Annotated in this window: 22 protein-coding genes and 1 tRNA gene; 10 read left to right on the top strand and 13 right to left on the bottom strand. The window is 67.8% G+C overall.

The window, feature by feature from the left end:
- Nucleotides 1-180 precede the first annotated feature (180 nt).
- The 4 genes from DQP57_RS03875 to DQP57_RS26560 all read left to right on the top strand — a co-directional run bounded on the left by DQP57_RS03875 (nucleotide 181) and on the right by DQP57_RS26560 (nucleotide 3,645).
- Nucleotides 181-864, top strand: coding sequence for a cutinase family protein (locus DQP57_RS03875; RefSeq protein WP_205869027.1), 684 nt, complete (start codon nucleotides 181-183; stop codon nucleotides 862-864).
- A gap of 753 nt (nucleotides 865-1,617) precedes the next feature.
- Nucleotides 1,618-2,028, top strand: a complete 411-nt coding sequence (locus tag DQP57_RS03885) for a hypothetical protein (protein WP_112631741.1) — start codon at nucleotides 1,618-1,620, stop codon at nucleotides 2,026-2,028.
- Between the two features lie 450 nt (nucleotides 2,029-2,478).
- Nucleotides 2,479-3,249: an enoyl-CoA hydratase gene (locus DQP57_RS03890; protein WP_112631742.1), complete on the top strand. Its 771-nt coding sequence runs from the start codon at nucleotides 2,479-2,481 to the stop codon at nucleotides 3,247-3,249.
- A gap of 105 nt (nucleotides 3,250-3,354) precedes the next feature.
- Nucleotides 3,355-3,645, top strand: coding sequence for a hypothetical protein (locus DQP57_RS26560; RefSeq protein WP_133259220.1), 291 nt, complete (start codon nucleotides 3,355-3,357; stop codon nucleotides 3,643-3,645).
- A gap of 8 nt (nucleotides 3,646-3,653) precedes the next feature.
- Here the strand turns inward: DQP57_RS26560 and DQP57_RS03895 are convergent, their stop codons facing one another.
- The 8 genes from DQP57_RS03895 to DQP57_RS03930 form a co-directional block, all read right to left on the bottom strand.
- Nucleotides 3,654-4,823 (bottom strand): dihydrolipoamide acetyltransferase family protein, encoded by a 1,170-nt coding sequence (locus DQP57_RS03895; protein ID WP_112631743.1) that lies wholly within the window; start codon nucleotides 4,821-4,823, stop codon nucleotides 3,654-3,656.
- The gene (bkdB, locus tag DQP57_RS03900) at nucleotides 4,820-5,875 is read right to left on the bottom strand and encodes a 3-methyl-2-oxobutanoate dehydrogenase subunit beta (protein ID WP_112631744.1); all 1,056 of its coding nucleotides are present in this window, start codon (nucleotides 5,873-5,875) and stop codon (nucleotides 4,820-4,822) included. Before bkdB ends, DQP57_RS03895 begins: the two co-directional genes overlap by 4 nt.
- A 9-nt stretch (nucleotides 5,876-5,884) precedes the next feature.
- On the bottom strand, nucleotides 5,885-6,967 hold the full coding sequence (gene pdhA / locus DQP57_RS03905) for a pyruvate dehydrogenase (acetyl-transferring) E1 component subunit alpha (protein ID WP_240631676.1): 1,083 nt from the start codon (nucleotides 6,965-6,967) through the stop codon (nucleotides 5,885-5,887).
- Between the two features lie 250 nt (nucleotides 6,968-7,217).
- A complete protein-coding gene (locus DQP57_RS03910; RefSeq protein WP_112631746.1) occupies nucleotides 7,218-8,039 on the bottom strand; it encodes an HpcH/HpaI aldolase/citrate lyase family protein in 822 nt (273 codons plus the stop codon).
- Complete coding sequence (locus tag DQP57_RS03915) at nucleotides 8,036-8,554, bottom strand: MaoC family dehydratase (protein ID WP_112631865.1); 519 nt, start codon at nucleotides 8,552-8,554, stop codon at nucleotides 8,036-8,038. Before DQP57_RS03915 ends, DQP57_RS03910 begins: the two co-directional genes overlap by 4 nt.
- The gene (locus DQP57_RS03920; RefSeq protein ID WP_112631747.1) at nucleotides 8,536-9,702 is read right to left on the bottom strand and encodes an acyl-CoA dehydrogenase family protein; all 1,167 of its coding nucleotides are present in this window, start codon (nucleotides 9,700-9,702) and stop codon (nucleotides 8,536-8,538) included. The genes DQP57_RS03915 and DQP57_RS03920 overlap by 19 nt, the downstream gene beginning before the upstream one ends.
- Complete coding sequence (locus DQP57_RS03925; RefSeq protein WP_112631748.1) at nucleotides 9,699-11,714, bottom strand: acetyl/propionyl/methylcrotonyl-CoA carboxylase subunit alpha; 2,016 nt, start codon at nucleotides 11,712-11,714, stop codon at nucleotides 9,699-9,701. Before DQP57_RS03925 ends, DQP57_RS03920 begins: the two co-directional genes overlap by 4 nt.
- Nucleotides 11,715-11,719: 5 nt before the next feature.
- Entirely contained in the window at nucleotides 11,720-13,318 is a 1,599-nt protein-coding gene (locus DQP57_RS03930) for a carboxyl transferase domain-containing protein (protein WP_430917883.1), read from the bottom strand.
- Nucleotides 13,319-13,502: 184 nt separating this feature from the next.
- On the opposite strand from DQP57_RS03930, the gene DQP57_RS03935 reads away from it, so the two are divergent.
- Together DQP57_RS03935 and DQP57_RS03940 are read left to right on the top strand one after the other, a co-directional pair.
- Nucleotides 13,503-14,159, top strand: coding sequence for an SACE_7040 family transcriptional regulator (locus tag DQP57_RS03935; RefSeq protein ID WP_112631749.1), 657 nt, complete (start codon nucleotides 13,503-13,505; stop codon nucleotides 14,157-14,159).
- Nucleotides 14,160-14,223: 64 nt separating this feature from the next.
- Nucleotides 14,224-15,000 carry an MmpS family transport accessory protein gene (locus DQP57_RS03940; protein WP_112631750.1) on the top strand — a complete coding sequence of 259 codons (777 nt, stop codon included), beginning with the start codon at nucleotides 14,224-14,226 and terminating at the stop codon, nucleotides 14,998-15,000.
- Nucleotides 15,001-15,012: 12 nt separating this feature from the next.
- On the opposite strand, the gene DQP57_RS03945 is transcribed toward DQP57_RS03940, so the two are convergent.
- The gene (locus tag DQP57_RS03945) at nucleotides 15,013-16,365 is read right to left on the bottom strand and encodes an MFS transporter (RefSeq protein WP_112631751.1); all 1,353 of its coding nucleotides are present in this window, start codon (nucleotides 16,363-16,365) and stop codon (nucleotides 15,013-15,015) included.
- A gap of 68 nt (nucleotides 16,366-16,433) precedes the next feature.
- On the opposite strand from DQP57_RS03945, the gene cmrA reads away from it, so the two are divergent.
- On the top strand, nucleotides 16,434-17,240 hold the full coding sequence (cmrA, locus tag DQP57_RS03950) for a mycolate reductase (protein WP_112631752.1): 807 nt from the start codon (nucleotides 16,434-16,436) through the stop codon (nucleotides 17,238-17,240).
- A 3-nt stretch (nucleotides 17,241-17,243) separates the two neighbouring features.
- Here the strand turns inward: cmrA and DQP57_RS03955 are convergent, their stop codons facing one another.
- Nucleotides 17,244-18,818 (bottom strand): helicase HerA-like domain-containing protein, encoded by a 1,575-nt coding sequence (locus DQP57_RS03955; RefSeq protein ID WP_112631753.1) that lies wholly within the window; start codon nucleotides 18,816-18,818, stop codon nucleotides 17,244-17,246.
- Nucleotides 18,819-19,038: 220 nt separating this feature from the next.
- On the opposite strand from DQP57_RS03955, the gene orn reads away from it, so the two are divergent.
- The 3 genes from orn to DQP57_RS03970 all read left to right on the top strand — a co-directional run bounded on the left by orn (nucleotide 19,039) and on the right by DQP57_RS03970 (nucleotide 20,323).
- Nucleotides 19,039-19,686 carry an oligoribonuclease gene (orn, locus tag DQP57_RS03960; protein WP_112631754.1) on the top strand — a complete coding sequence of 216 codons (648 nt, stop codon included), beginning with the start codon at nucleotides 19,039-19,041 and terminating at the stop codon, nucleotides 19,684-19,686.
- Between the two features lie 55 nt (nucleotides 19,687-19,741).
- Nucleotides 19,742-19,817, top strand: a tRNA-His gene (locus DQP57_RS03965).
- Between the two features lie 83 nt (nucleotides 19,818-19,900).
- Nucleotides 19,901-20,323: a hypothetical protein gene (locus tag DQP57_RS03970; RefSeq protein ID WP_205869028.1), complete on the top strand. Its 423-nt coding sequence runs from the start codon at nucleotides 19,901-19,903 to the stop codon at nucleotides 20,321-20,323.
- A gap of 8 nt (nucleotides 20,324-20,331) precedes the next feature.
- On the opposite strand, the gene DQP57_RS03975 is transcribed toward DQP57_RS03970, so the two are convergent.
- The 3 genes from DQP57_RS03975 to DQP57_RS03985 all read right to left on the bottom strand — a co-directional run bounded on the left by DQP57_RS03975 (nucleotide 20,332) and on the right by DQP57_RS03985 (nucleotide 25,042).
- Nucleotides 20,332-21,528, bottom strand: coding sequence for a L,D-transpeptidase (locus tag DQP57_RS03975; protein WP_112631756.1), 1,197 nt, complete (start codon nucleotides 21,526-21,528; stop codon nucleotides 20,332-20,334).
- A 176-nt stretch (nucleotides 21,529-21,704) separates the two neighbouring features.
- The gene (locus DQP57_RS03980; protein WP_112631867.1) at nucleotides 21,705-22,607 is read right to left on the bottom strand and encodes a DMT family transporter; all 903 of its coding nucleotides are present in this window, start codon (nucleotides 22,605-22,607) and stop codon (nucleotides 21,705-21,707) included.
- 77 nt (nucleotides 22,608-22,684) lie between these two features.
- The gene (locus DQP57_RS03985) at nucleotides 22,685-25,042 is read right to left on the bottom strand and encodes an MMPL family transporter (protein ID WP_112631757.1); all 2,358 of its coding nucleotides are present in this window, start codon (nucleotides 25,040-25,042) and stop codon (nucleotides 22,685-22,687) included.
- Between the last annotated feature and the right edge of the window lie 69 nt (nucleotides 25,043-25,111).

The raw sequence follows: 25,111 nt of genomic DNA on the forward strand, positions 1-25,111 counted from the left end.
AAACCACAACAAGAGTGTCAAGGATCAACCGGAACCACTCCGTCAACCATCAACCGACTCTGAACAGGGGCACTCTTTTTGTGTGTGACCTCGGGTGATGCTTGACGGATGCGTCTCGGGTGCCGGCGAACCGCGCGGATTGGGCCTTGCGCGGCGATGCCGATGTGTCAGCATGGGAGCGTGAACGCACGCCGATTAGCGCGTGTACTGGCTGTCGCGGCGGTGACGGCCTGCACGCCGCCGCTGTGCCCAGCGATCTCCGCGTCCGCCGCGCCCTGCCCCGACGTCGAGGTGACCTTCGCCCGAGGCACCGCCGAGCCGCCCGGTGTCGGCGGGGTCGGACAGGCGTTCATCGACTCGTTACGCACCCAAGTCGGCGGTCGATCCCTCGGGGTGTATCCCGTCAACTACCCCGCGGACGAGGATTTCGCGCCGTCAGCGTCCGCGGGCGCCGGCGACGCGCACGCGCACGTTCAGTCCATGGTGGCCAACTGCCCCAACACCAAACTCGTGCTCGGCGGCTATTCGCAGGGCGCGATGGTGATCGACCTGATCACCATCGCCCAGGCGCCGATCGCGGGCTTGATCCCGCAGATATTGACGGCCGACGAGGCCGACCATGTCGCCGCCCTGGCGCTGTTCGGAAATCCGTCGGCCAGGTATCTGGGGGCGCCGGTGAGCGTGGTCAGCCCGTGGTACGGGGCGAAGGCCATCGATCTGTGTGCGCCCGGTGACCCGGTGTGCACACCGGGCGGTCCGTTGGCGCTGCCGTCGCACGACGAGTTGTTCTCGGCGGCGGATCTGTCGTATCAGGGATCCGGAATGCCAAGTCAGGCCGCCACTTTCGTGGCCGGCCATCTCTGAGGCCGCCTACCCGACCATCGTGGTGGCGCTCGTTCGTTCGCGCCGCAGCGCATGTCCGAGCGGCGGTCAATGGGATCGAAATCCGCTGCGCCACTGGACGTATCGAGGCTACGACGGCACATACTGCCACACCGCCTCACCGATTCGAGTCGATGCCGGGCTGCACGACAGTGTGAGCCCGGCGGTGTCCTGCGTGGTCACGTTCGGAACCGAACAATGCCGGCCGGCCAGCGGTCGATCTACGCACGCGACACCGACGCCGAGGCCGACGAGTCCGGCCGTCGCAACGGAGACCAGCATCAGCCGGGTGTATCCGATTCGTTGATCGCGCGGTCTTGCGTACGCCCGGTGCGCCATTGTTCCGGACCGCGTTGTCCTGTACCCCGTGTTCCGCATGAGCTTCGCTCCTAAGGAGATGCCTACTTCTCAGACGCTCTTTCGAGCTGACATCAGATTGCGGCGCGCGCCTTGGCGGATCCTTTATGGATCCTTGAGCCCGACCTGCGGCATCCGGGGCAGTGCTGCAGGTCATGGCGATATTCGGAGGGTTTCGGGCACGGCCGCAAAGCCGCCCGAACGGACCATCAGTAACACCGAAGGGCCGTTTCCATACTTTTTGACGAACCCGCAAAATTCGAAGTCGCCGTCAAAAGTTTGCGGTTTAATCGTTCTGGGAACAGCGTGTCAAAACGAGCAGATGGCGCTTACGGGGAGATCATTACTTAGAGCGTCTTCTCTTCGAGGGGTTGGCGAATGGCGTCGAATGACTGGCAGCCGGTGGTGCGCGTCGGGGAGCCGAGGTTCATAGCCGGCGTTGGCAATCGAATCAAAGTGGAAGTCAAAACAAGGGGTTGGTTGAGCCGCGACTGGCGCTGTTACTTCGGAACGCAGGTCTCGCAGCAACAACTTGATGCCCGCTACGCTTCCTATCCGTGTTGGGACGAAGTCCAGCGCATCGAGGGGTCGTGCGCCGAGGACGATGCCGAGCGTTACATCGAAATGATCGATGCCGCAATACATTACGCGAACACTAGGCTGCGCAGCGATGCGCTGCCGGTGACCGTCATGCGGGGAGCGCGAGTGGAGCGGGGAGGCTGTGCGGTGCGGGAGCGCCAGGCCGAACTCGATCAGCTGGCGAGAAAGTTAGCGAAACCCGAGCTATAGCGGACCGCGACACGTTCGCGGCGTAGCGGGGCCGGCCCCCAGCACCGGGCCCCGCCCCGTGAGTCGGCGCGCCACGCGTGGTTTCGACAGGTCGATTCGGCGGTCCGACCGGCGAGGCGTAAACCGTCAGATAACGTTTTGATAAATACAGCATTGCTTGTAGATTCCGATGTCCGCTTCACGCCCCGCAAAGACTGCGCCTTTGCACGGCGGCGGCCGAAGGGATGCGCGCCCGGCGCGAATGGCGTGCGCCGTCGGACTGGACCCATACGGCGGACCGCCAGTATCGAATGCCGGGCCTTTTCCTACCGGTTCCCGCTCATCGCCGCTCACACCGGCCGACTTCATGTGCGAGGCGCGAAGTAGTCTTACCTCGCCCGTGACGCCGCCGCCGATAACCCGGTGCGCCCAGGCGGCTCCGCCGCCAAGACCCGAAGCCGGAGGTGCCCGATGGCCCAGTCCGAACCGATCCTGTACACCGTCACCGACCGCGTCGCGCTCATCACCGTCAACGATCCCGATCGGCGCAACGCGATCACCGCCGAGTCGTCGGGCCTGCTGCGCGAGGCCGTCGAGCGGGCCGAAAGCGATCCCGGCGTGCATGCCGTGGTGGTCACCGGGGCCGGCAGGGCGTTCTGCGCGGGCGCAGACCTCAGTGCCCTCGGGGCCGCGGGCGGCGGGGCCGCCGAGACCGGCTTGCAGCAGCTCTACGACGGCTTCATGGCCGTCGGCGGTTGCCGGCTGCCCACCATTGCCGCCGTCAACGGCGCCGCGGTCGGGGCCGGTCTGAATCTGGCCCTGGCCGCCGACGTGCGCATCGCCGGACCCGCCGCCGTGTTCGATGCGCGATTCCAGAAGCTCGGGCTGCACCCGGGCGGGGGCGCCACATGGATGTTCCAGCGGGCGGTCGGCCCGCAGGTGGCGCGGGCGGCGCTGCTGTTCGGCATGCGCTTCGACGCCGACGCCGCCGTGCGGCACGGCGTGGCGCTGAGCGTCGCCGACGATCCGGTCGCCGCGGCGCTGGAGCTCGCCGCCGGCCCGGCGGCGGCTCCGCGGGACGTGGTGCTGTCCACCAAGGCCACCATGCGCGCCACCGTCAGTCCTGGGTCGCTGGACAACGAGCAACACGAGCTCGCCATGCGCGCCGAGCTCGGTCCGCAGTCGTATTCCATCCAATCACCGGAATTCGCACAGCGATTGGCCGCCGCGCAACGCCGGTAGGCCTTCCCCCGCACGCGCGCAGGTTGGGATCGGTAGCGCGGTGGGCCAGATGCACTGGGCAGCGACGACGCCAACCGACGTGGCGCCCGAGCAAAGGAACGCAGCGTGCAGCTTCACCACACCGTCGCCCGGCTTGTCGCCGGAGCCCTGCTGGCCAGTGGACTCGCCACCGCGGGACTCGCGCTGACCGCGGGTACCGCGAACGCCCAACCGGGGCCAGCCCCACGAGCGCATTGGTGCCCGAATCAGCCGTGGAACCCTGCGTGGGGTGAGAACAAGTACTGGAACCAGTGCTGGGACACCGACAATCCACCCCCGTACCCGCCCCCGCCGCCGTTTCATCAGCCCAACTTCAATTGCGGCCTGTTCTGGTGCCCCGTACCGCCGCACTCCTGAACCCGAACTCACAAATCGAGCAAAGCCGTTTCCGGTGCCTCGATGAGATCCCTTAGCTCGCAGACGAATTGGGCGGCTTGCGCACCGTCGGCGATGCGATGGTCGAACACACATGTCAACGACATGGTCGGACGCACCACGATTTCGCCGCCCCGGACGACGGGCCGGGGCTTGATCGCTCCCATGCCGAGGATGGCGGCCTCGGGATGGTTGATCACCGGCACACCGTCGTCCACGCCCAGCGCCCCGAAGTTCGTCACGGTGAAGGTCGAGCCCCGCAACTCCCCCGGCCCGAGGCCGCCCGCACGCGCGCCGGCGATCAATTCGGCCGCCTTGGTTGCCAGTTCGCGGGTCGTCATGGTGTGGGCATCGGCGATTACGGGCACGAGCAAGCCACGTGAGGTGGCCGCCGCGATGCCCAGATGCACCCGATGCTCGACGCGCACCTGCGGTCCCTGCGGCGAGTCGACCCACGTCGCATTCAACAGCTCGTTGTGCCGCAACGCGATGACCAACAATCGCAACGTGAGGACGAACGGCGTCATGGTCTCCTGATCCGCACGGAACGCGTCAGACAACCGCAGCAACTCCGCGCAGTCGACCTCGACACCGACCTTCGCCGGCGGAATCTCCCTGTGCGACAGCGTCATCTTCTCCGCCATCCGGGCCTGCACACCCCGGACCGGCCGCGCGTCGGCGCCGTTCCCATTGCCACCGGCGGCCGACAGCACGTCCTCCCGGGTGATGATCGCGCCCGCGCGATGCTGCACCGAGTTGAGATCCACCATCAGCTCTTTGGCCAGCTTGCGCACCGGAGGCGCGGCCAGCGGACGGGTGGTGCGCCGGCTGACGTCGATGCCGGAGTCAGCGCCGTAACCGACCAGCGTGGGTGCCGCCGTCTCGGCGGCCGGTGCATCACCGCCGAGCGGCGCGGTGTCGATCCGCAGCAGCACCGCCCCCACGTCGAGCACATCGCCCTCGGCGCCGTTCCTTTCGACGATCCGACCCGCGTAGGGGCTGGGGATCTCCACTTCGGCCTTGGCCGTCTCCACCGTGCACAGCACCTGGTTGAGCTCGACGTCCTCTCCCACCGCCACGTGCCACTGCGTCACCGTGACTTCTTCCAGGCCCTCCCCGAGGTCGGGAACCCGAAACGACTTGATCGGATCCTCGCTCACGGCTGCTCCAGCACGCGCTCGACGCAATCCAGTAGCCGGTCGGGGCCCGGCAACCACCACTTCTCCAGCCGCGCCGGCGGGTATGGGGTATCGAAGCCGCACGCGCGCAACACCGGCGCCTCCAGCTCGTAGAACAACTCCTCCTGAATTCGGGCGGCCAACCCCGCGCCGTATCCCAGGCTCCGCGGGCCCTCGTGCATCACCACGCAGCGTCCGGTCCGGTGGATCGACGCCGCGACGGTATCGAAGTCCAGCGGCACCAGCGAGCGCAGGTCGATGACGTCCAGGCTCCAACCGCGTTGCCGCTGAGCCTCTTCGGCGGCACCGACGGCCGTGCCGACCAGGCTGCCGTACGTCACGACGGTGACGTCGGTGCCCGGGCGGCGCACCATCGCCCGCCCGATCGGTGGTTCCGGCCGGGTGACATCAACCAGGCCGCGACCCTGGTAGCGGCGCTTCGGCTCCAAGTACATGACCGGGTCCGGGCAACTGATCGCGTGCCGCAGCAGCCAATACGCGTCGGCGGGGCTGGACGGCACCACCACCTTCAGGCCGGCGGTGTGCGCCCAGTACGACTCGGTGGAATCCGAATGATGCTCTGCCGCACCGATTCCTCCGAACGAGGGGATGCGCACCGTCACGGGCATGTTGATTTCGCCGCGGGTGCGGGTGCGGTACTTCGCCAGGTGGCTGACCACCTGATCGAAGGCCGGGTAGGAAAACCCGTCGAACTGGATCTCGGGAACAGGCACGAAGCCGCGCAACGCCAGCCCCACCGCGATCCCGATGATGGCGGACTCCGCCAGCGGCGTGTCGAAGCAGCGGGCTTCGCCGAACGCCGCGGCCAGCCCCTCGGTGACCCGAAACACGCCGCCCTCAACGGAGACGTCCTCGCCGAACACCAGCACCCGGTCGTCGGCGGCCATCGCGTCGTGCAGGGCGCGGTTGAGCGCCTGCACCATGGTCAACGACTGCGCGCCCAGCGCGACGTTCTCCAGTGCCGCGGTGAGTGTCTCGTCGTGGCCGGCCGGGCGATCAGCGAGCTGGGTCATGGACGCCTCTCAATCGCTTCGGTCGAGTTCGGCCCGCAGCTGTTGCCGCTGCGCCTGTAGTCCCGGCGTGATTTCGGCGTACACCGAGGTGAACACCTCGTCGATGTCGAAGTCCGGCGCGTCGAACACCGCGTCGCGCAATTCGGCCCGCATCCTCTTCGCCCGGGCCGCAACGCGTTCCTCCAACCGGTCCGTCCACAGGCCCTGGCCCTGCAAGTAGCTGCGGTAGCGCCCGATCGGTTCCAGCGCTGCCCAGCGGTCGACTTCCTCTTGCGTCCGGTATCGGCTCGGGTCGTCGGATGTGGTGTGCGGGGCCAGGCGGTAGGTGACCGCCTCGATCAACGTCGGCCCGCCGCCGGCCCGGGCGCGGGCGGCCGCCTCGGCCGTCACCGCATAGCAGGCGAGAACGTCATTGCCGTCCACCCGGATTCCGGGCATTCCGTAGCCAATCGCCTTGTGCGCCAGCGACGGTGCGGCGGTCTGCCTGGATATCGGCATCGAGATCGCCCACTGGTTGTTCTGCACGAAGAACAGGCAGGGCGTGGCGAACACGGCCGCGAAGTTCAGCGCCTCGTGCACGTCTCCCACACTGGTGGCGCCGTCGCCGAGGAAGGCCACCGTCACCGAATCCTCGCCGAGGCGTTGGGCAGCCATCGCCGCGCCCACGGCGTGCAGGGTCTGGGTGCCGATCGGGATCGACAGCGGCGCACAGCATTTCTTGGTGAAATCAAGGCCGCCATGCCACGTTCCGCGCCACGCCGCCCCCACATGCCCGGGCGGGATGCCGCGCACCAAAAACGCGCCCAGTTCCCGATATTGGGGGAACAACCAATCCGTCTTGCGCAGGCACGCCGCGGCGCCGACCTGGGCGGCCTCCTGACCGCGGCACGACGCGAACAGCCCCAGTTCCCCTTGCCGCTTGAGGTTGACGAATTCGCCGTCCAGCTCCCGGGTGACCACCATCATCTCGTAGAGCCAGCTCAGCGTTTCTGCGGGAAGCTCACGGCTGTAGCGATGTTCGGGCGTCGGTGTGCCATCGGGCGCGACGAGTTGCACCGGTTCCAGGTCGACAGCCATCGGCACCGAAGACATCTGCGCCACACCGCCTTCCTCGCCGGGTGCCGCGTGGCCCGATGAGCCACAGCGGGTCCCGGCAAACGATCAGCCGGGGTCCACCGCGAGCGGGAGTCGATCGCCAGTTACACGAAAGGCTTCGCTCGCCGCGACACTGACGTACCCACCATTATGCGCTCAAACGGGAAGAGACCGCGTTGATTGCGAAGACGGCGCAACGTGTCGCGCTTCGGCGCGCGTCCCCTCGCCCGGGCGGTTCGCGGCGTCGTCAGTCGGGGACGGTCTCGCCCGCCCTGCGCAACGTCATCTGCGCGTGCTTGAGCACCGGAGAGTCGACCATCTGGCCCTCGAACGCGAAGACGCCGCGTTCGGACCGCGCCGCCGTCAGCACCCGTCGCGCCCAGTCCAGTCGCTCCTCGCTGGGGCGGTACGCCTCGCGCACCACCGGAATCTGGCTCGGGTGGATGCACACCGTTCCGCCGAAACCCAGCGCGACGGCGTCCTCGGCCTCGGCCCGCAGGCCATCGAGGTCCCGGATGTCCAGGTGCACGGCGTCGAGCGCGACCCGGCCGAAGGTGGACGCCGTGAGCAGTGCCGTCGACCGCACGTGATGCGCGACGTCGCGATAGGTGCCGTCGGCCTTACGGCTGGAGCTGCCGCCGAGCGTGGCGACCAGATCCTCGGCGCCCCACATCAGCGCGACGGTGCCCGGCGCCGCCGCGATTTCGGTGGCGAACACCGCGCCACGCGGCGTCTCCAGTAGCGCGATCACATCGCGGGGCGCGAGCGCCGTCACCTGCGCTGCCGATTCCGTCTTGGACAGCATCACGGTGGTGTAGGCGGTGCCGGCCAGGGCCTCGATGTCCAGCGGATATTCCGCGGTGTCTGCGGCGTTGACCCGCACCACCGTGCGCTCGGGGTCCAGCGGCGTCTCCTGCAAGGCCTTGCGCGCCGCGGGCTTATCCGCCTCCGCCACACCGTCCTCGAGGTCGAGGATCACCACGTCGGCGGCAGCGGCGGCCTTGGCGAAACGCTCGGGCCGGTCGGCCGGGCAGAACAACCATCCAGGGCCGGCGGCATGCAGGTTCACTTGGCCTCCTGGTCGGCCGGGCGTTTTTGCACCAGCGTGGTGCGCACCGCGCGCGCGACGACGTCGCCGTGCTGATTGCGTCCCGTGTGCTCGAGGGTGACGATGCCCTCGCCGGGGCGGCTCTTCGATTCGCGCTTGGCCGTGCAGACGGTCTCGGCGTACAGGGTGTCCCCGTGGAACACCGGCTTGGGGAAGGACACCTCGGAGAAGCCCAGGTTGGCCACGATGGTGCCGAGCGTCAGCTGCGACACCGACAGCCCCACCAGCGTGGAGAGGGTGAACATGGAGTTGACCAGCCGCTCGCCGCGAAAGCCCGGCTGCTCGGCCGCCCACGCCGCGTCGAGGTGCAGCGACTGGGTGTTCATGGTGAGCGTGGTGAACAAGACGTTGTCGGCCTCGGTGATCGTGCGGCCGGGGCGGTGCAAGTAGGTGGTGCCGATCTCGAACTCGTCAAACCACAAGCCCCGCTGGACAACCGACTTGCCGCCTTGGTCGGTCACGAGAGCCCCAGCGATCGCGCGATGAGCATCAGCTGCACTTCGGTGGTCCCTTCGCCGATTTCGAGGATCTTGCTGTCGCGGTAGTGCCGGGCGACCGGATATTCGTTCATGAAGCCGTAGCCGCCGTGAATCTGCGTAGCGTCGCGGGCGTTGTCCATCGCGGCTTCCGAGGCGATCATTTTCGCGATTGCCGCCTCCTTCTTGAAGGGCTTGCCCGCCAACATCTTTGCAGCCGCATCGTAGTAGGCCGTGCGGGCCACATGGGCACGCGCCTCCATCCGCGCAATCTTGAAACTGATCGCCTGGTAGGCGCCGATCGGTTGGCCGAACGCCTGTCGTTCCTTGGCGTACTTGACGCTTTCGTCGACGCAGCCCTGCGCCGCGCCGGTCGCCAGCGCGGCGATCGCGATGCGGCCCTCGTCCAGGATCGACAGGAAGCCCGAGTAGCCGGTGCCGCGCGCACCCAACAGGTTCTCCTGCGGGACGCGTACGTCGTCGAAGCTCAACGGGTGGGTGTCCGACGCGTTCCAACCGACCTTGCTGTACACCGGCTCGACGGTGAATCCGGGTGTGCCGCTGGGCACGATGATCGATGAGATCTCTTTTTTGCCGTTCGCGTTGGTTCCGGTGACGGCGGTGACGGTGACCAGTGAGGTGATGTCGGTGCCGGAGTTGGTGATGAACTGCTTACTGCCGTTGATCACCCACTCGCCGTCGTCGAGCCGGGCGGTGGTGCGGGTGCCTCCCGCGTCCGACCCCGCCCCGGGTTCGGTCAGCCCGAAACCGGCCAGCGCCCGCCCGGCGGTCAGGTCCGGCAGCCACTTCTGCTTCTGCTCTTCGGTGCCGAACCGGTAGATGGGCATCGCGCCGAGGCTGGCGCCGGCCTCCAGGGTGATGGCCACCGACTGATCGACCTTGCCGAGTTCCTCGAGCGCCAGCGACAGCGCGAAGTAGTCGCCGCCCATGCCGCCGTACTCCTCGGGGAACGGCAACCCGAACAGGCCCATCTCCCCCATCTTGGCGACGACCTCGTACGGGAAGCTGTGTTCCTCATCGTGTTTCGCCGACACCGGAGCGACGACGGTGCGCGCGAACTCGGCCACCGTGTCGCGCAGGTCCTGATATTCCTTGGGTAGGGTCCCCGCGGTAATGGATGTGGTCATGACGCGTCCTCACTCGAATCGCTTGCCGCGCTGGATTCATCGGGCACCAGCCGGGCCAGCACCTGATCCACCGTCACCTGATCGCCGACGGAGACCAGTACCTCCACCTGTCCGGAAACCGGTGCGGCAAGCGAATGTTCCATTTTCATCGCCTCGACGACGACCACCACGTCGCCTTCGGAAACCTCGGTGCCCGAGGATGCCTGCACCGCGATCACGCTGCCGGGCATCGGGCTGACGATCTCGGCACGCTGTGCGCCCGCGGCGCGGTGGATCTTGTTCTCCTCGGCCTCACGCAGGTGCCAGGTTCCACGCTCGTCGGCGATCCACAAGTGCCGGTCGTCTTCGGCCCAGCGGTATTCCCGGCGCACCCCGTCCAGCGTCACGTTCATCCGCGACGGCTCGACTTGCGCTGTTGCGGACAGCGTTTCGCCGTCGCCCACCCGCACGCTGGCGGCCTCGGGCGGCCCCCACACCGACACCGTCTCACTGCGCAGCGGGGTCCGCATGTCGGTGCGCACCGGCGCCGGGCTACCGCCGACCCGCCATCCCGTCGGCGCCGCCCACGGATCGCCCGCGAAGCGGCGGGCCCGGAAGGCCAACGCCGATTGCCGGTACAGACCGGCCGCCGCCAGGACGTCGTCGGGAGCCGGCAGCGGAGCGAAGTCCGCCAGCCGCTCATCGAGCAGCGCGGTGTCCAGATCACCGGCACGCACGCGTGCGTCGGCGAGCAGGAACCGGAGGAACTCGATGTTGGTCTGCACGCCCAGGATTGCGGTGCGGCTCAATGCCCGGTCGAGTTTCGCCAGCGCCTCGTCGCGGTCGTCCCCGTGGGCGATCACCTTGCTCAGCATCGGGTCGTAGTCACTGCCGACCAGCGTGCCCGGCAACAGCGAGGAGTCCACTCGCACACCGTCACCGGACGGCTCGGAAACACCCAGCACCCGTCCGCCCGTCGGCAAGAACCCGCGCGCCGGATCTTCGGCGTACACCCGGGCCTCGATGGCGTGCCCGCGCATGTCGACGTCGTCCTGGGCGAACGCCAGCTTCTCGCCGGCGGCCACCCGTAGCTGCCACTCGACCAGGTCCAGCCCGGTGACCGCTTCGGTGACCGGGTGCTCAACCTGCAGGCGCGTGTTCATCTCCATGAAGAAGAACTCGTCGGGCCGGGCCGCGGAGACGATGAATTCGACGGTGCCCGCACCGACGTAGTCGACGCTGCGTGCGGTGTTGCAGGCCGCCTCCCCGATGCGCGCCCGTGTCGGCTCGTCGAGCAGCGGCGACGGCGCCTCCTCGATGACCTTCTGGTGGCGGCGCTGCAGGCTGCACTCGCGCTCGCCGAGGTGCACGATGTTGCCGTGCGTGTCGGCGAGCACCTGCACCTCGATGTGCCTGGGGCGCAACACGAATCGCTCCAGAAACAAGGTGTCGTCGCCGAAAGACGAGGCGGCCTCGCGCCGCGCCCCCACCAGGGCCTCGCGCAACCTGCCGGGCTCTTCCACCAGGCGCATGCCCTTGCCGCCACCACCCGCCGAAGGTTTGATCAGCACCGGGTATCCGACCTCGTCGGCCGCGGCGACCAGTTCGTCGTCGCTCAGCCCGGCTTTGGCGACCCCGGGCACCACCGGGACGTCGAAGGCGGCTACCGCGTTCTTGGCGGTGATCTTGTCGCCCATCACCTGGATCGCCCGTGAAGGGGGCCCCAGGAATACCACCCCGGCTCGCTCGCACGCTGCGGCGAAATCGGCGTTCTCGGAGAGGAATCCGTATCCCGGATGGATCGCTTGAGATCCGGTACGCACGGCCGCCGCGACGACCTTGTCGATGTTCAGATAGCTCTCGCGGGCCGCGGCAGGACCCAGTCGCACCGCTTCGTCGGCCTCGAGCACATGGCGCGCGCCGTCGTCGGGATCGCTGTAGACGGCGACCGAGCGGATGCCCAGTCGGCGCAGGGTGCGGATGACCCGGACCGCGATCTCGCCGCGGTTGGCCACCAAGACGGTTTCGAACACTGCACTCACATCCGGAAGACGCCGTAGGAGACCGGTTCCAGCGGCGCTTGGGCGCACACCGAAAGGGCAAGCCCAACAAAGGTTCTGGTGTCGGCTGGGTCGATGATCCCGTCGTCCCACAGCCGGGCCGTGGAGTAGTAGGGGTTGCCCTGACTCTCGTACTGTTCACGAATGGGCGCCTTGAACGCCTCTTCGTCGTCGGCCGACCACGGCTTGCCCGCGCCGGCAAGCTGCTCGCCGCGGACGGTGGCCAGCACCGACGCGGCCTGTTCGCCGCCCATCACCGAGATGCGGGCGTTGGGCCACATCCACAGGAAGCGCGGCGAATACGCCCGGCCGCACATCGAATAGTTGCCCGCCCCATAGGATCCACCGATCACGACGGTCAGCTTGGGCACCCGCGCGCAGGCGACGGCGGTGACCATCTTGGCGCCGTGCTTGGCGATGCCGCCGGCCTCGTAGTCGCGGCCGACCATGAACCCGGCGATGTTCTGCAAGAACAGCAGCGGGATCTTGCGCTTGTCGCACAGCTCGATGAAATGCGCTCCCTTCAAAGCGGATTCGCTGAAAAGCACGCCGTTGTTGGCCACGATCCCCACCGGGTGGCCATGGATGTGGGCGAACGCGGTCACCAGCGTCTTGCCGTAGTTGGCCTTGAATTCGCTGAATTCGCCGCCGTCGACCAGCCGCACGATGACCTCGTGCACGTCGTAGGGCACGCGAGGGTCGGGCGGCACCACGTCGTAAAGCTCCGTCTGCGCGCACCTGGGTGCGACCGGGGACCGCACCTCCCATGGGCTGGGCTCGCGGGGGCCGAACGTGGCGGCGATCGCACGGACGATCCGCAGGGCGTGTTCGTCGTCGTCGGCGAGGTGATCGGTGACGCCGGAAACCCGGGAATGCAGGTCGCCGCCGCCGAGGTCTTCGGCCGACACGATCTCGCCGGTCGCCGCCTTGACCAGGGGCGGGCCCCCCAAGAAGATCGTGCCCTGCTCACGGACGATGACGGCTTCGTCGCTCATCGCGGGCACGTAGGCGCCGCCGGCCGTGCACGATCCGAGCACCGCGGCCACCTGCGGAATCTCCTTGGCGCTCATGGTCGCCTGGTTGTAGAAGATGCGTCCGAAATGCTCGCGGTCGGGGAAGACCTCGTCCTGGCGCGGCAAGAACGCGCCCCCGGAGTCCACCAGGTAGATGCACGGGAGCCGATTCTGCAGCGCCACCTCTTGGGCGCGCAGATGCTTCTTGACCGTCATCGGGTAGTAGGTCCCGCCCTTGACCGTCGCGTCGTTGGCGACGATCACGCACTCGCGCTCCGACACGCGGCCGATGCCGGTGATGATCCCGGCCCCGGGAGATTCGTCGCCGTACATGCCGTTTGCGGCCAGGGGTGAGAGCTCCAAGAACGGGCTGCCCGGGTCGAGTAGGCGATCCACCCGTTCGCGGGGCAACAGCTTGCCCCGGCTGACGTGGCGTTCCCGCGCGCGCTCGTTACCGCCCAGTGCCGCCGCAGCCAGCTTGGCGTTGAGCTCGCCGACCAGCCGGCGGTGCTCATCGGAGAACGACGCCTCCGTCTTCGCGGGCGAGGTCACCACGTTGTCCATCGCCGCAGCAGCCTCCTTGCCGTCGTGCGATCGTGCAATCTTGAGTTAATGCTCATTAACTCAAGGGCTGAGAATACCATCGTCGCCGTTGCCGGTCCAGGCAGGACCACCCGTGTCGACAAGCCCGAGTTAATCGCGAATAACTCGTGCTACGTTAGGGCCAGTTAATCAACGGAGGTCCGTCATGACAACGTCCGCCTCCGACGGTCAGGCCGGTGGCTCCGACGCTCCAAATCGCCGGAGCCAGTTGAAGTCTGACCGCCGCCTACAACTTCTGTCCGCCGCCGAGCGGTTGTTCGCCGAGCGCGGGTTCCTGGCGGTGCGGCTGGAAGACATCGGCGCCGCCGCCGGTGTCAGCGGGCCGGCGATCTACCGGCATTTCCCGAACAAGGAGTCGCTGCTCGTCGAGTTGCTGGTGGGCATCAGCACCCGGCTGCTCGCCGGCGCGCGGCGGGTGCGGGCCGACAACCGTGACGCCGCCGCCGTGCTGGACGGGCTGATCGACTTTCATCTGGACTTCGTGTTCGACGAACCCGACCTGATTCGCATCCAGGATCGCGACCTCGCCCATCTGCCCGAGGCGGCCGAAAAGCAGGTGCGTAGATCCCAGCGCCAATACGTCGAGGTCTGGGTGGGTGTGCTGCGGGAGCTCAATCCCGAGCTGGCCGAGGCCGACGCCCGGCTGGCCGCGCACGCCGTGTTCGGACTGCTGAATTCGACCCCGCACAGCATGAAGTCCTCGGATGCCTCGCGGGGCAAGAACGTCGGCGCGGCGCGGTCGCGCGCCGTCATGCGGGCGATGACGGTGGCCGCGCTCGCGGCCGGAAATCGGTGCCCCTGAGCTCGGCGTCGTAAGGTGACTCAGGGCTTTAACACTTCAGTCCAGGTACCCTGCAAGCCATGAGGTGGACATGAACGATTCACGTCCCACCGAGCGGTTTAGTACATCGCAGCCGGGGCCGCAGCAGCCGAGGTATTCGCCCTCCGCCGATCCCGCGTACGCCGATCAGACGCCGTACGCGCAGAGCTACGGCGGGACGACGTCACCGTGGGCGCCCACCCCGAACGAAACGAATACCACCAAGCGGCTGCCCGCGTACTGGCAGCAAGACCTGCCCCCGTCGGGCGAGCTGCCGACCGGCATGGCTGCCCCGCCACCCGGCGGCCCGAAATCGTCGCGATGGCTGTGGATCGGCGCCGGCGCGGCGGTACTGCTGGTCGTCGCCTTGGTGATCGCGTTGGTGCTCGCGAACGACGCGATCAAGACCCAGACCGCCGTCCCGCCGTTGCCGGCGATGCCGGAGCCGAGCACGCAGACCCCGACGACGTCGCCGCACCGGACGCCGTCGCTCATTCCAGCGCCGATACCGCCGACCAGCGTTCCCGCGCAGCCCCCCGAGACGACCGGGCCGGCCGCGATGCAAGACGTCGTCTACACCGTCTCGGGTGAGGGCCGCGCGATCAGCATCATGTACATCGATACCGGCGGCCTCATCCAGACCGAGTTCAACGTCGCGCTGCCCTGGAGCAAGGAGGTCAGCCTGTCGAAGTCGGCCAACCACCCGGCCAACGTCACGATCGTCAACATCGGGCACAGCGTCACCTGCACGCTGACCGTCGACGGGGTGCAGATCAGTAAGCGCGTCGGCGGCGGCCTGACAATCTGCGACGCCCGCGGCTAGGCGCTATCCCAGCTAGGACGGCTCGACCGCGGGTTCGGCCACCGGGCCGCCGCGCAGCGGGACCCGGACCGCCAGCATCGCCGCCAGCCCGGCGACCAGCACCAGCGAGATCCCGCCCAGGCCGGCCCGCACGGCACCGAAGACGTCGACGAACACCGAGAACAGCCAGGGCGCGACGAACGCCACCGCCCGCCCGGTCATGGTGTAGAGGCCGAACGCGACGCCTTCCCTGCCGTGCTTGGCCATGTGCAGCAGCAAGGCCCGCGACGACGACTGCGACGGGCCGATGAACATGCACAACAGCAGCCCGCACACCCAGAAGGCCACCGGGCCGGACAGCACCATCAGGGTCAGCCCCAGGACGATGATCGCGAGCAGCGACGCCACGATGACGGGCTTCGATCCGACTCGGTGGTCGACGAACCCGCCCAGCACCGCGCCCACCGCGGCGACCACGCTGGCCGCCACCCCGAAGATCAGCACGTTGGCCTGGGAGATGCCGTACACGTTGACGCCGAGCACCGCGCCGAACGCGAAGATCGCCGCCAGCCCGTCCCGGAAGAGCGCGCTGGCGAACAGGAAGTACACCAGGTTGCGGTCGCGCTTCCATTCCGCGCTGACCTCGGTCCACAACTTGCGGTAGCCCCCCAGCATGCTGGTCGGCTGGTAGACCTCCGACGACGGCGTCAGCCGGTGGGCGACGAACAGCAGGGGCAGCGCCAGCACCGCGAACCAGATCGCGGCGATCACCATCGCCTCGCGGACATAAAGCCCGTCGCGCAAGGGAACTCGCAGCAGACCGCGCGTCGCATCGGGGCCGCCGCCGGATCCGGAGATGAATCCCGTGTAGATCACCAGCAGCAGCAGCACACTTCCGACATAGCCCGACGCCCAGCCGAATCCGGATATCCGCCCGGCCGTCTGCGGCGTCGAGAGCTGACGCAGCATGGCGTTGTACGGGACGCTGGCCAAATCGCCGCACGCCGCCGTCGCCCCCAGCAGCACCAGGCCCGCCCACAGGTAGCCGGGGCGGTCGCGGATGAAGAACATGGCACAGGTCAGCGTCACCGCTGTGGCGGTCAACACACTCAGCGCCACCCGCCTGCGATGCGGCGACTCCACCCACACGCCGACGGCCGGTGCGAGCACGGCGACGGTCAGCCCGGCGATGGCCGCCGCGCGGCCCAACCAGCTCGCCGGCGTGGTGGCACCGGATATGCCCACCCCAACGCTGCTGGTCAGATAGACGGAGAAGACGAAGGTCGCCACGATCGCGTTCAGGCCCGTCGAGCCGCAGTCCCAGAGCGCCCAGGCCACCACGCGCGATCGCACGGGCGTGGCGGCACGCGAGTCCGGCTGGGTCATGCCCGGCACTCTATAGGCGCCCGCGATCGCCCGCGGGCCGCGTTGTGCGCGCTGTCTACGATTGGCGCATGCCGTTACCCGCCCCAAGCGCCGAGGCGCGCGCCGTCGTCACCGGAGCTTCGCAGAACATCGGTGAGGCGCTTGCCACCGAACTCGCCGCGCGCGGACACAACCTGATCGTCACCGCACGGCGCGAGGACCTGCTCAACGACCTGGCCGCCCGCCTGACCGGCAAGTACGGCGTCACCGTCGACGTGCGCCCCGCCGACTTGGCCGACCCGGGCGAACGGGCGAAACTGTGCGACGAGCTGGCCGCCCGCCCCATCTCGATCCTGTGCGCCAATGCGGGCACCGCGACCTTCGGTCCGGTCGCCACGCTCGATCCGGCCGGCGAGAAGGCGCAACTGCAGCTGAATGTCCTTGGGGTTCATGACCTTACATTGGCCGTGCTGCCGGGAATGGTCGAGCGCAAGTCCGGCGGCATCCTGATTTCCGGTTCGGCGGCGGGTAATTCGCCGATCCCCTACAACGCCACCTATGCGGCCACCAAGGCGTTCGCCAACACCTTCAGCGAATCGCTGCGCGGCGAGCTGCGCGGGTCCGGCGTCAACGTGACCCTGCTGGCGCCGGGCCCGGTGCGGACGGACCTGCCCGACGACACCGAGGCCTCGATCGTCGAACGGCTGGTGCCGGACTTTCTGTGGATCTCCACCGAGCACACCGCCCGCGTGTCGCTGGATGCGTTGGCGCGCAACAAGATGCGCGTCGTGCCGGGCCTGACGTCGAAGGCCATGTCGGTGGCCAGCGGGTACGGCCCGCGAGCCATCGTGGCGCCCATCGTGGGCGCGTTCTACAAGAAGCTCGGCGGCGGGTAGACGCTACTTTCGGCGGCGGCGGCCCGTGCTGCCGAACTTCGCCTTAATGACCTCGCGGATCCCCATGTCTACGGCGCGCTGCACTTCCCGATCGTGCCACAGCCTCTCCAACAAACTGGGCCCCTTCGGCTCCGCGGGCTCGGGCATCGGCGGGACCGGCTCATTCGACGGGACCGGCGGATAGTCCGACTGGGCTTGCGGCGAGCGCGGCGCGGCCTGGGGCTCCGGTGCCGAAGGGTCGGCCTGCGGCCGCGCCGGCTGGGGAGTGGTCTCACCGTACTTCGACTGCAGCGCACTGTTTTTCGCGGCCGCCACGATGTCCTCGTCGCCGATCGAGGCCATCAGTGAGCGGGGCACCCGCATGCGGGTCCACGCGACGGGCGTCGGCGCGCCCTTCTCGGACAGGACGGTGACCACGGCCTCGCCGATCCCCAGCGACGTCAACGCCGATTCCAGGTCGTAGACATCGGTTTTCGGGTACGTGCGGACGGTCTTGCTCAGCGCCTTCTGGTCGTCGGGCGTGAAAGCCCGCAACGCGTGCTGAATGCGGGCGCCCAGCTGGGAGAGGATGTCGTTGGGAATGTCGGTGGGCAGCTGGGTGCAGAAAAACACCCCGACGCCCTTGGACCGGATCAGCTTCACGGTCTGCTCGACCTGCTCGAGAAAGGCCTTGGACGCGTCGGCGAACAACAGGTGCGCCTCGTCGAAGAAGAAGACCAGCTTCGGCTTGTCCACGTCGCCGACCTCGTCTAAAACCGTGAACAGGTCGGCCAGCAGCCACATCAGGAAGGTCGAGAAGATGACTGGGCGCAACGACTGACCGCCGAACTCCAGCAGCGAGATGATGCCGCGACCCTGCTCGACGCGCAGCAGATCCCGCGGGTCGAGCTTCGGCTCGCCGAAGAACGTGTCGCCGCCCTCGCCCTCGAGGTTCACCAGCGCCCGCAGGATGACCCCGGCCGTGGTGGGCGACACTCCGCCAAGGGATTTCAGGTCTTCCTTGCCCGCATCGCTGGTCAGGTGGGTGATGACATCACGCAGCTGATCCAGGGTTACCAGCGCCCTGTTGTTCTCCTTGGCCCAGTGGAAGATCAGGCCCAGCGTCGACTCCTGAGTAGCATTGAGCCCCAACACCTTTGACAGCAGGACGGGCCCGAAGCTGGCCACCGTGGCCCGGATCGGCACACCGACGCCATCGGTGCCCAGCGACAAGAACTCCACGGGAAACCCCGTCGGCTCCCAGTTGTCACCGGTGTCTTGGGCCCGCGCGGCCGTCTTGTCGTTGCCCAGGCCGGGCCGGGCCAGCCCGGACAGGTCACCCTTCACATCGGCCATCAGCACGGGAACACCCGCGGCGCTGAGCTGCTCGGCGATCAGTTGCAGCGTCTTGGTCTTGCCGGTCCCGGTGGCCCCGGCCACCAGGCCGTGCCTGTTGATGGTGGCCAGCGGGATACGGATCTGCGCCGCCGGGTCGGCGGCGCCATCGATGACGACCGTGCCCAATTCCAGTGCCTGGCCGCCGAAGGCGTAGCCCTCCGCGATCCGCGCCGCGGCCGTGGCCGCTGAATCGGTGCTCATCGTGCTGCGCCCCTCTTCCCCAGTGATTCGGCATGCAGTTCGACCACGCTCACCCTACGTCTCCAGCGGATACGTGGGCGAGGGCCGGCACGGGCATCACCTGCGCCAAGGCGACCCGCCGCGCCCGGCTCCGCCGCGCTTGCGGTCGCCACCGGCCCGATGGTGGCGACCCGCCGCGCCCGGCTCCGCCGCGCTTGCGGTCGCCACTAGTCTGAGCGCTGTGCGAGACGAATTGGTGTGGATCGACTGCGAGATGACCGGCCTTGATCTGGGTTCGGACAAGCTGATTGAGATCGCGGCGCTGGTGACCGACGCCAATTTGAACGTTCTCGGCGACGGGGTCGACGTGGTGATCCACGCCGACGACGCCGCGCTGTCGGCGATGGGCGACGTGGTCGCCGAAATGCACTCGCGCTCGGGGCTCACCGACGAGGTGCGGGCCTCGACGGTCGACCTGGCGACCGCCGAGGCGATGGTGCTCGACTACATCGGCGAACACGTCAAGCAACCGAAAACGGCGCCGCTGGCCGGAAACTCCATCGCCACCGATCGCGCCTTCCTCGTGCGCGACATGCCCGCACTGGACTCCTACCTGCACTACCGCATGATCGATGTGAGTTCGATCAAAGAGCTCTGCCGCCGCTGGTACCCGCGGATTTACTTCGGTCAGCCCGTAAAAGGCCTGGCCCACCGCGCATTGGCCGACATCCACGAGTCCATCCGCGAACTGCAGTTCTATCGGCAGGCCGCGTTCGTCTCGCCGCCGGGCCCCTCTACCAGCGAAATCGAGGCGATCGTCGCCGCCCTCGACGGCGGAAAAGACGCACCGGGGCCAAGCGATTCGGCCTCCGCGCCGCCAACCGGCTAGTATCGACGTCGCCGCTCGTTGACCGACATCGTGCGCCGGTCGGCCTGCGGCCGTGGTGGGTGTAGTTCAGTTGGTAGAGCGTCAGGTTGTGATCCTGAATGTCGCGGGTTCGAGTCCCGTCACTCACCCCACAGGTCAGGGAGCCTCACCGCTCCCTGACCTTTTATGGTGTTGGCGACTCCGCGAACGCCGAGGCACCCGTGAGTGGAAAGCAGTGAACAGACAACGTCCCGCCCCGCCCCGATCCCGGCGCTTGCGCCCGGGGCCAGCGGCCGTCGCGGGGGTCGCGCTGTTTCTCGCGGGTTGCGGCGGGTCGAGCCACACCACGACGACCGTGATGTCGACGCTGCCCGCTGAAACCAAGACGGTGACCAAGACCGTCGCCCCGCCACCCCCGCCGGGGCCCAAGACCTCCATGGAGACTAACGGCACCTACATCGTCAACCAGGACATCGCGGCGGGCACCTATCGCACCGATGGCGCCAAGTCCGGATGCTATTGGGCGAGGCTGCGCAGCTTCGACACCAACGACATCATCGACAACAACGTCGGCGACGGCCCTCAGGTGGTCCGGATCTTGCCGACCGATACCGCGTTCATGACCCGAAGTTGCGGGAGCTGGCACAAGATCGACTGATCTGCGCCTCAGGTGTTGGCGTTGCCCGCTTTCCACTGCGGCCACGGAATGTTCCAGTCGCCCAGCCCCTCGATTCCGGGCAGCGTCGGCCCGACGGTGTGCACCACCTCGACGATGTCACCGCTCTTGCTGTGGTCGTAGAACCATTCGGCGTTGCTGGGGCTCACGTTGAGGCAGCCGTGGCTGGTGTTGGTGTGGCCCTGAGCGCCCACCGACCACGGCGCGGAATGGACGAAGACGCCGCTGTAGGACATCTGGGTGGCCCAGTCGACCTCGGTGCGGTATCCGTTGGGCGAGTTGACCGGAACCCCGTAGGTCGAGGAATCCATGATGATGTGCTTGAACCGGGCGCCAATGATGTAGACGCCGTTGGCCGTTGGGGTGCTGTCCTTGCCCATCGACGTCGGCATGGTCTTGACCACATCGCCGTTGACCCGCACGGTCACCGTCTTGGTGGTGTCGTCGGCCGTCGAGATCACCTCGTCACCGATGGTGAAGTGCGTCTTGACGTTGTCCTCGCCGAACATCCCGTCGCCCAGATCCACCCCGTAGGTGTTGACCGCCACGTCGATGGTGGTCCCCGACTTCCAGAAACGCTCTGGGCGCCAACGCACTTCGCGGTTGTTCAGCCAATAGAACGCACCCTCCACCGGAGGGTTGGTGGTGATGTTGATGGCCTTCTGGGCCGCCGCCCGGTTGGCGATGTTCTCGTCGAAGCGGATCGCCACCGGCTCGCCGATGCCCACCACCTCGCCGTCGGCCGGGCTGACGTAGGGCATGGTCAGGTGGGCGGGTGAACTGGTCTCGAACGTCATCTGCTTGCTGGCCGCGCCGCCCAAGCCGGTCGCCTTCACGTTCAGCGTGTAGCGCCGGTTGTAGCCGAGCTGCTCGGTGGTCGACCAGCGCAGGCCGTCGGGACTGAGCTGCCCACTGATCGACCGGCCGTTCTCGTTGACCATACTGACCGAGGCGAGCACGCCGTCGGCGACGCTCACCGTGACGGGCGCATCCACGGTCACACCGACGGCGCCGTCGGTCACCGAGGCGGTCAGCTTGGGGACCAGCAGATCGGCCATCGGGGTGCCCTTGTCGAAGATGACCTTCGCCGGTGCCGCAGCGTGGTTGCCATTGCAGGCGGCGGCGAACACAGCAATCGGAACGATGGCAGCCACCAGCCATGATCGTCGTCTCCGCAAATGCGCCATCCAGTGACCTTCCAGTCAATTCTCTAGGTGGTCACCGCTGACCAGCGAGGTAGCTGCAGGAATTCTAATGGCATCTGCCGACACTCCCATGCCACACGAGCCGGGGCGGCCGTTCGGTGTCATCACCGCAATGTATTCGTCATTCGCGCGAGGTCCGTGCCTCGCCGCGGGACCGATTACGCCGGCAATCCGTACTCTTCGTGCAGCTCCCCCTGGCCCCCGCCGCGGGCAGTGACGGCCTCCACCCGCGCGAGCTTGACGATGGCCGCGGTCATCACCAGCGCCGCCGCCACCAGGGCGATCGCCCCTGCGCGGCCCGTGTTCAGCGTCTCGCCGAGGACGACGACGCCCAGCACCGCCGCCACCACGGGCTGTGACACCTGCAGCGTGGGCATGGACGCGGTCAGCGGCCCCGCCCGAAATGCGGCCTGGCTCCACACCACGCCCCCCAGCGCGACCAGGATGCAGGCGTAGAGCTCTGGAGCGCGGGTCACGGCGCCTAGCCCGTCGCCGAGCCGAGCGACGACCTCCTTGGTGAGCGCCGCAAAGGCGCCCCACAGCGCCCCCGACACGAAGGCGAACAACACGGCGGCCACCGCGCCACCCCGGATGCGGCCGGCCACCACGCAGCCGACGAGCAGCGGCCCCAAGACGGCGGCCACCACGGCCCAGGTTCTCAGCGATGCGCCACTATGGCCGGCCTGTGGATTGCCGACGACCACGACGACGACCACCGCGGCCGTCAACAGCGCGGCCCACACCCATTCCCCACCGGTCACGGTGCGGCGCGACAACCTGGCGTTGAGGGGCAGGGCGAACAGCACCGACGACATCAGCAACGCCTGGACGAGCAGCACCGATCCTTCGCCCAGGGCCGCGACCTGCAACGCGATGCTCGCCGCCAACAGCAGCGTGCCCCACCACCAGCGTTGGCTGCGAAGCAAATTGGCGAACAATTCGACGGAGCCCACCACCCGGTCGGTGATGCGCTGCGCCGCGCGTTGCTGCAGCACGTCGCCCGTGGCAATGCACAGCGCGGAACTCAGCGCGAGCAGAGCGGCGATCAGTGTGTGCGACATGAAAATCTCCGTCGGTATCCGGTAGTGCGAGCTCCGGAGTGTTGGAAAACCCTTGCTCCACGACGCATATCGGAAGTTCAGCTGCGATGGGCGGTGGCCCTGTCGGCCCACCTTCTGGTCAATGATCGGCCCCCGTTCGGCGCGTCGCGGGCCCAGCGGCCACGCCCCACCGCGACTTCGCCCTCTTCACCGGTTGCGGACCGCTCGCGCAGCCACACCAACGGCCGTGGGGCCCACCACGTCCAACGGCCCAACAGATGAATGAAGGCCGGCACCAAGACCATTCGGACCAGGGTGGCGTCGACCAGGACGCCGAGGGTGAGGCCCAGGCCCAGCATTCGCATGAACGACACGTGCGCGGGAATCAACGCGGCGAACGAAATCGACATCACCACTGCGGCGGTCGTGACGACCCGCCCAATGCCGGCGATGCCCAGCGCCGTGCTCTCGTCGGTGGCGGCGCGCGCCTCGAGCGCGGTCGGCGGCGTCTCCCGGTCGGCCTGCGAGGCCAGCCAATACTCGTGGATGCGCGAGACCAGGAATACCTCGTAATCCATGGCCAGCCCAAAGGCGATGCAGAACAACAGCACCGGGATGTTGGCGTTCAACGTGCCGTTCGGTGTGGTGCCCAGGGCGCCCAGATGGCCGTCTTGAAAGATCCACACCATCGCGCCGAATGCCGCCGTCAGCGACAGCACGTTGCACACCAGCGCCTGCAGCGGCAGCACCGCGCTGCCAGTCAGCAAGAAGAGCAGCGCGAACGTGATGACGGCGATCAGACCGAATACGATCGGCAGCCGCTTCGTGATGGCGTCGACACTGTCGCGGTTGATCTGCGCCAGACCGGTCAACAGCACCGAGCGCCCCGAGGGTCCAGCGACCTGATGCAATCGGTCGAGCTGGGTATTTGAGGCGCTCGAATAGAGCGGGGCAGTGCTCGACACCGTCAAAAACGCGGCGCCGTTGGCCATGTCGGTGGCCGCGGCGGGCGGGCCCACCCGCTTTCCGCCCACGAACGTGCCGGTCGGCGCGCTCACCGCGGAGACATCGGCCACCCGGGACAGCTCGGCGGCGTAATGCTGCAGGTCGGCGGGGCTGAGGCCGCGGGCGTCGGGGACGACGACCGATACCCCGGTGCCCAGCCCGTTAGCGAAATCGTTGTCCAACATGTCGGCCACCTGACGCGCCGACGCCCCTCTGGGCAGCACCCGCTCGTCGGGGAAGCCCCATTTCACCCCCAGGAACGGCGCACCGAGCAACAGCAGCAACACCACGACACTCAGACCGACCGACATGGCGTGGCGCAACACGTAGCGCGTCGACCGGTACCAGAACTGTGTCTCGAGGGGCTGGTGCGCGTGATCGCGGAACGGCCGCTGCCCGTGCAGCACGCGATGCATCACCCGACGGGCGTTCAATGAGTCCAACCGCGGCCCCAGCAGCACGATCGCGGCCGGCGTCACCACGACGGCGGCGAGGGCCACGATGATCGCGGTGACCACGATCGTGTAGGCCGACGACTTGAGGAAATACATCGGGAACAGGGCCATCACCGCCATCGACAGCCCGACGGTTGTGGCCGAGAACAGCACGGTCCGGCCGGCGGTGGCCATGGTCCGAAACAACGCCTGGTCCCGATCGTCGGTTCGGGCCAGCTCCTCGCGATAGCGGGTGATGATCAGCAGGTTGTAGTCGATCGCCAGGGCCAGGCCCATCGCGATGCTCAGGTCCAGCGCATACGTCGACACGTCGGTGACGTAGGTGATCAGCCGCAGCACCGACATGGTGCCGACGATGGCCAACGCGCCCAACACGATTGGCAGCGTCGCTGCCACCACACCGCCAAGCACCCACGCCAGCACCGCGAAGCTCAACGGAATCGCGATCGACTCCATCAGCATCAGGTCGCGCTGGTTCTGCTGATTGATCTGCGCGTACGCCACAGCCATCCCACCGGCGCGAACGGTGACGCCATCCCGGTCGTGGACCACCTCACGCATGAGCGTGCTGGCGTACTCCTGGGCCTTGTTCTCCCCGCCTCGCAGGTCGGCCACGATCATCCCGGACTTGTCGTCCTTGCTGACCAGCTGCGCCGCGGTCTGGGGGGGCGAGGTCCACGCCGAAGAAACGTCGATGACCCACGGCGATCGTTTCAGGTGGTCGACGATGTCGGTGGCCACCTGGCGCGCCTTGTCGCTGCGGGCACCCGCGGGCGCGGTCAGCGCGATGAGCATCTTCTGGTCGGTTTGACCGAACTTGTCCCTGAGCAGTTCGGTCGCCCGCGCCGATTCCGAGGTCGGGTCCTGGAAGCCGCCGGCCGACAGCCTGTTGACCACCGGAATCCCGAAGATCCCGCAGAGCACCAGGACGAAAACGGCGGCCGCGATGATGCGTCTGGGCGCCGCGATGGCAATTCGAGCAATTCCTCGCAGCACTGGCGTCCTTTCTTTTCCGGCGCCTCCGGCCTAGCTCTATACCCATACAGGGCCCGTTTGACGCCCTTC

The sequence above is a fragment of the Mycobacterium colombiense genome (assembly GCF_003284935.1).
Lineage (GTDB): Bacteria > Actinomycetota > Actinomycetes > Mycobacteriales > Mycobacteriaceae > Mycobacterium > Mycobacterium arosiense_A.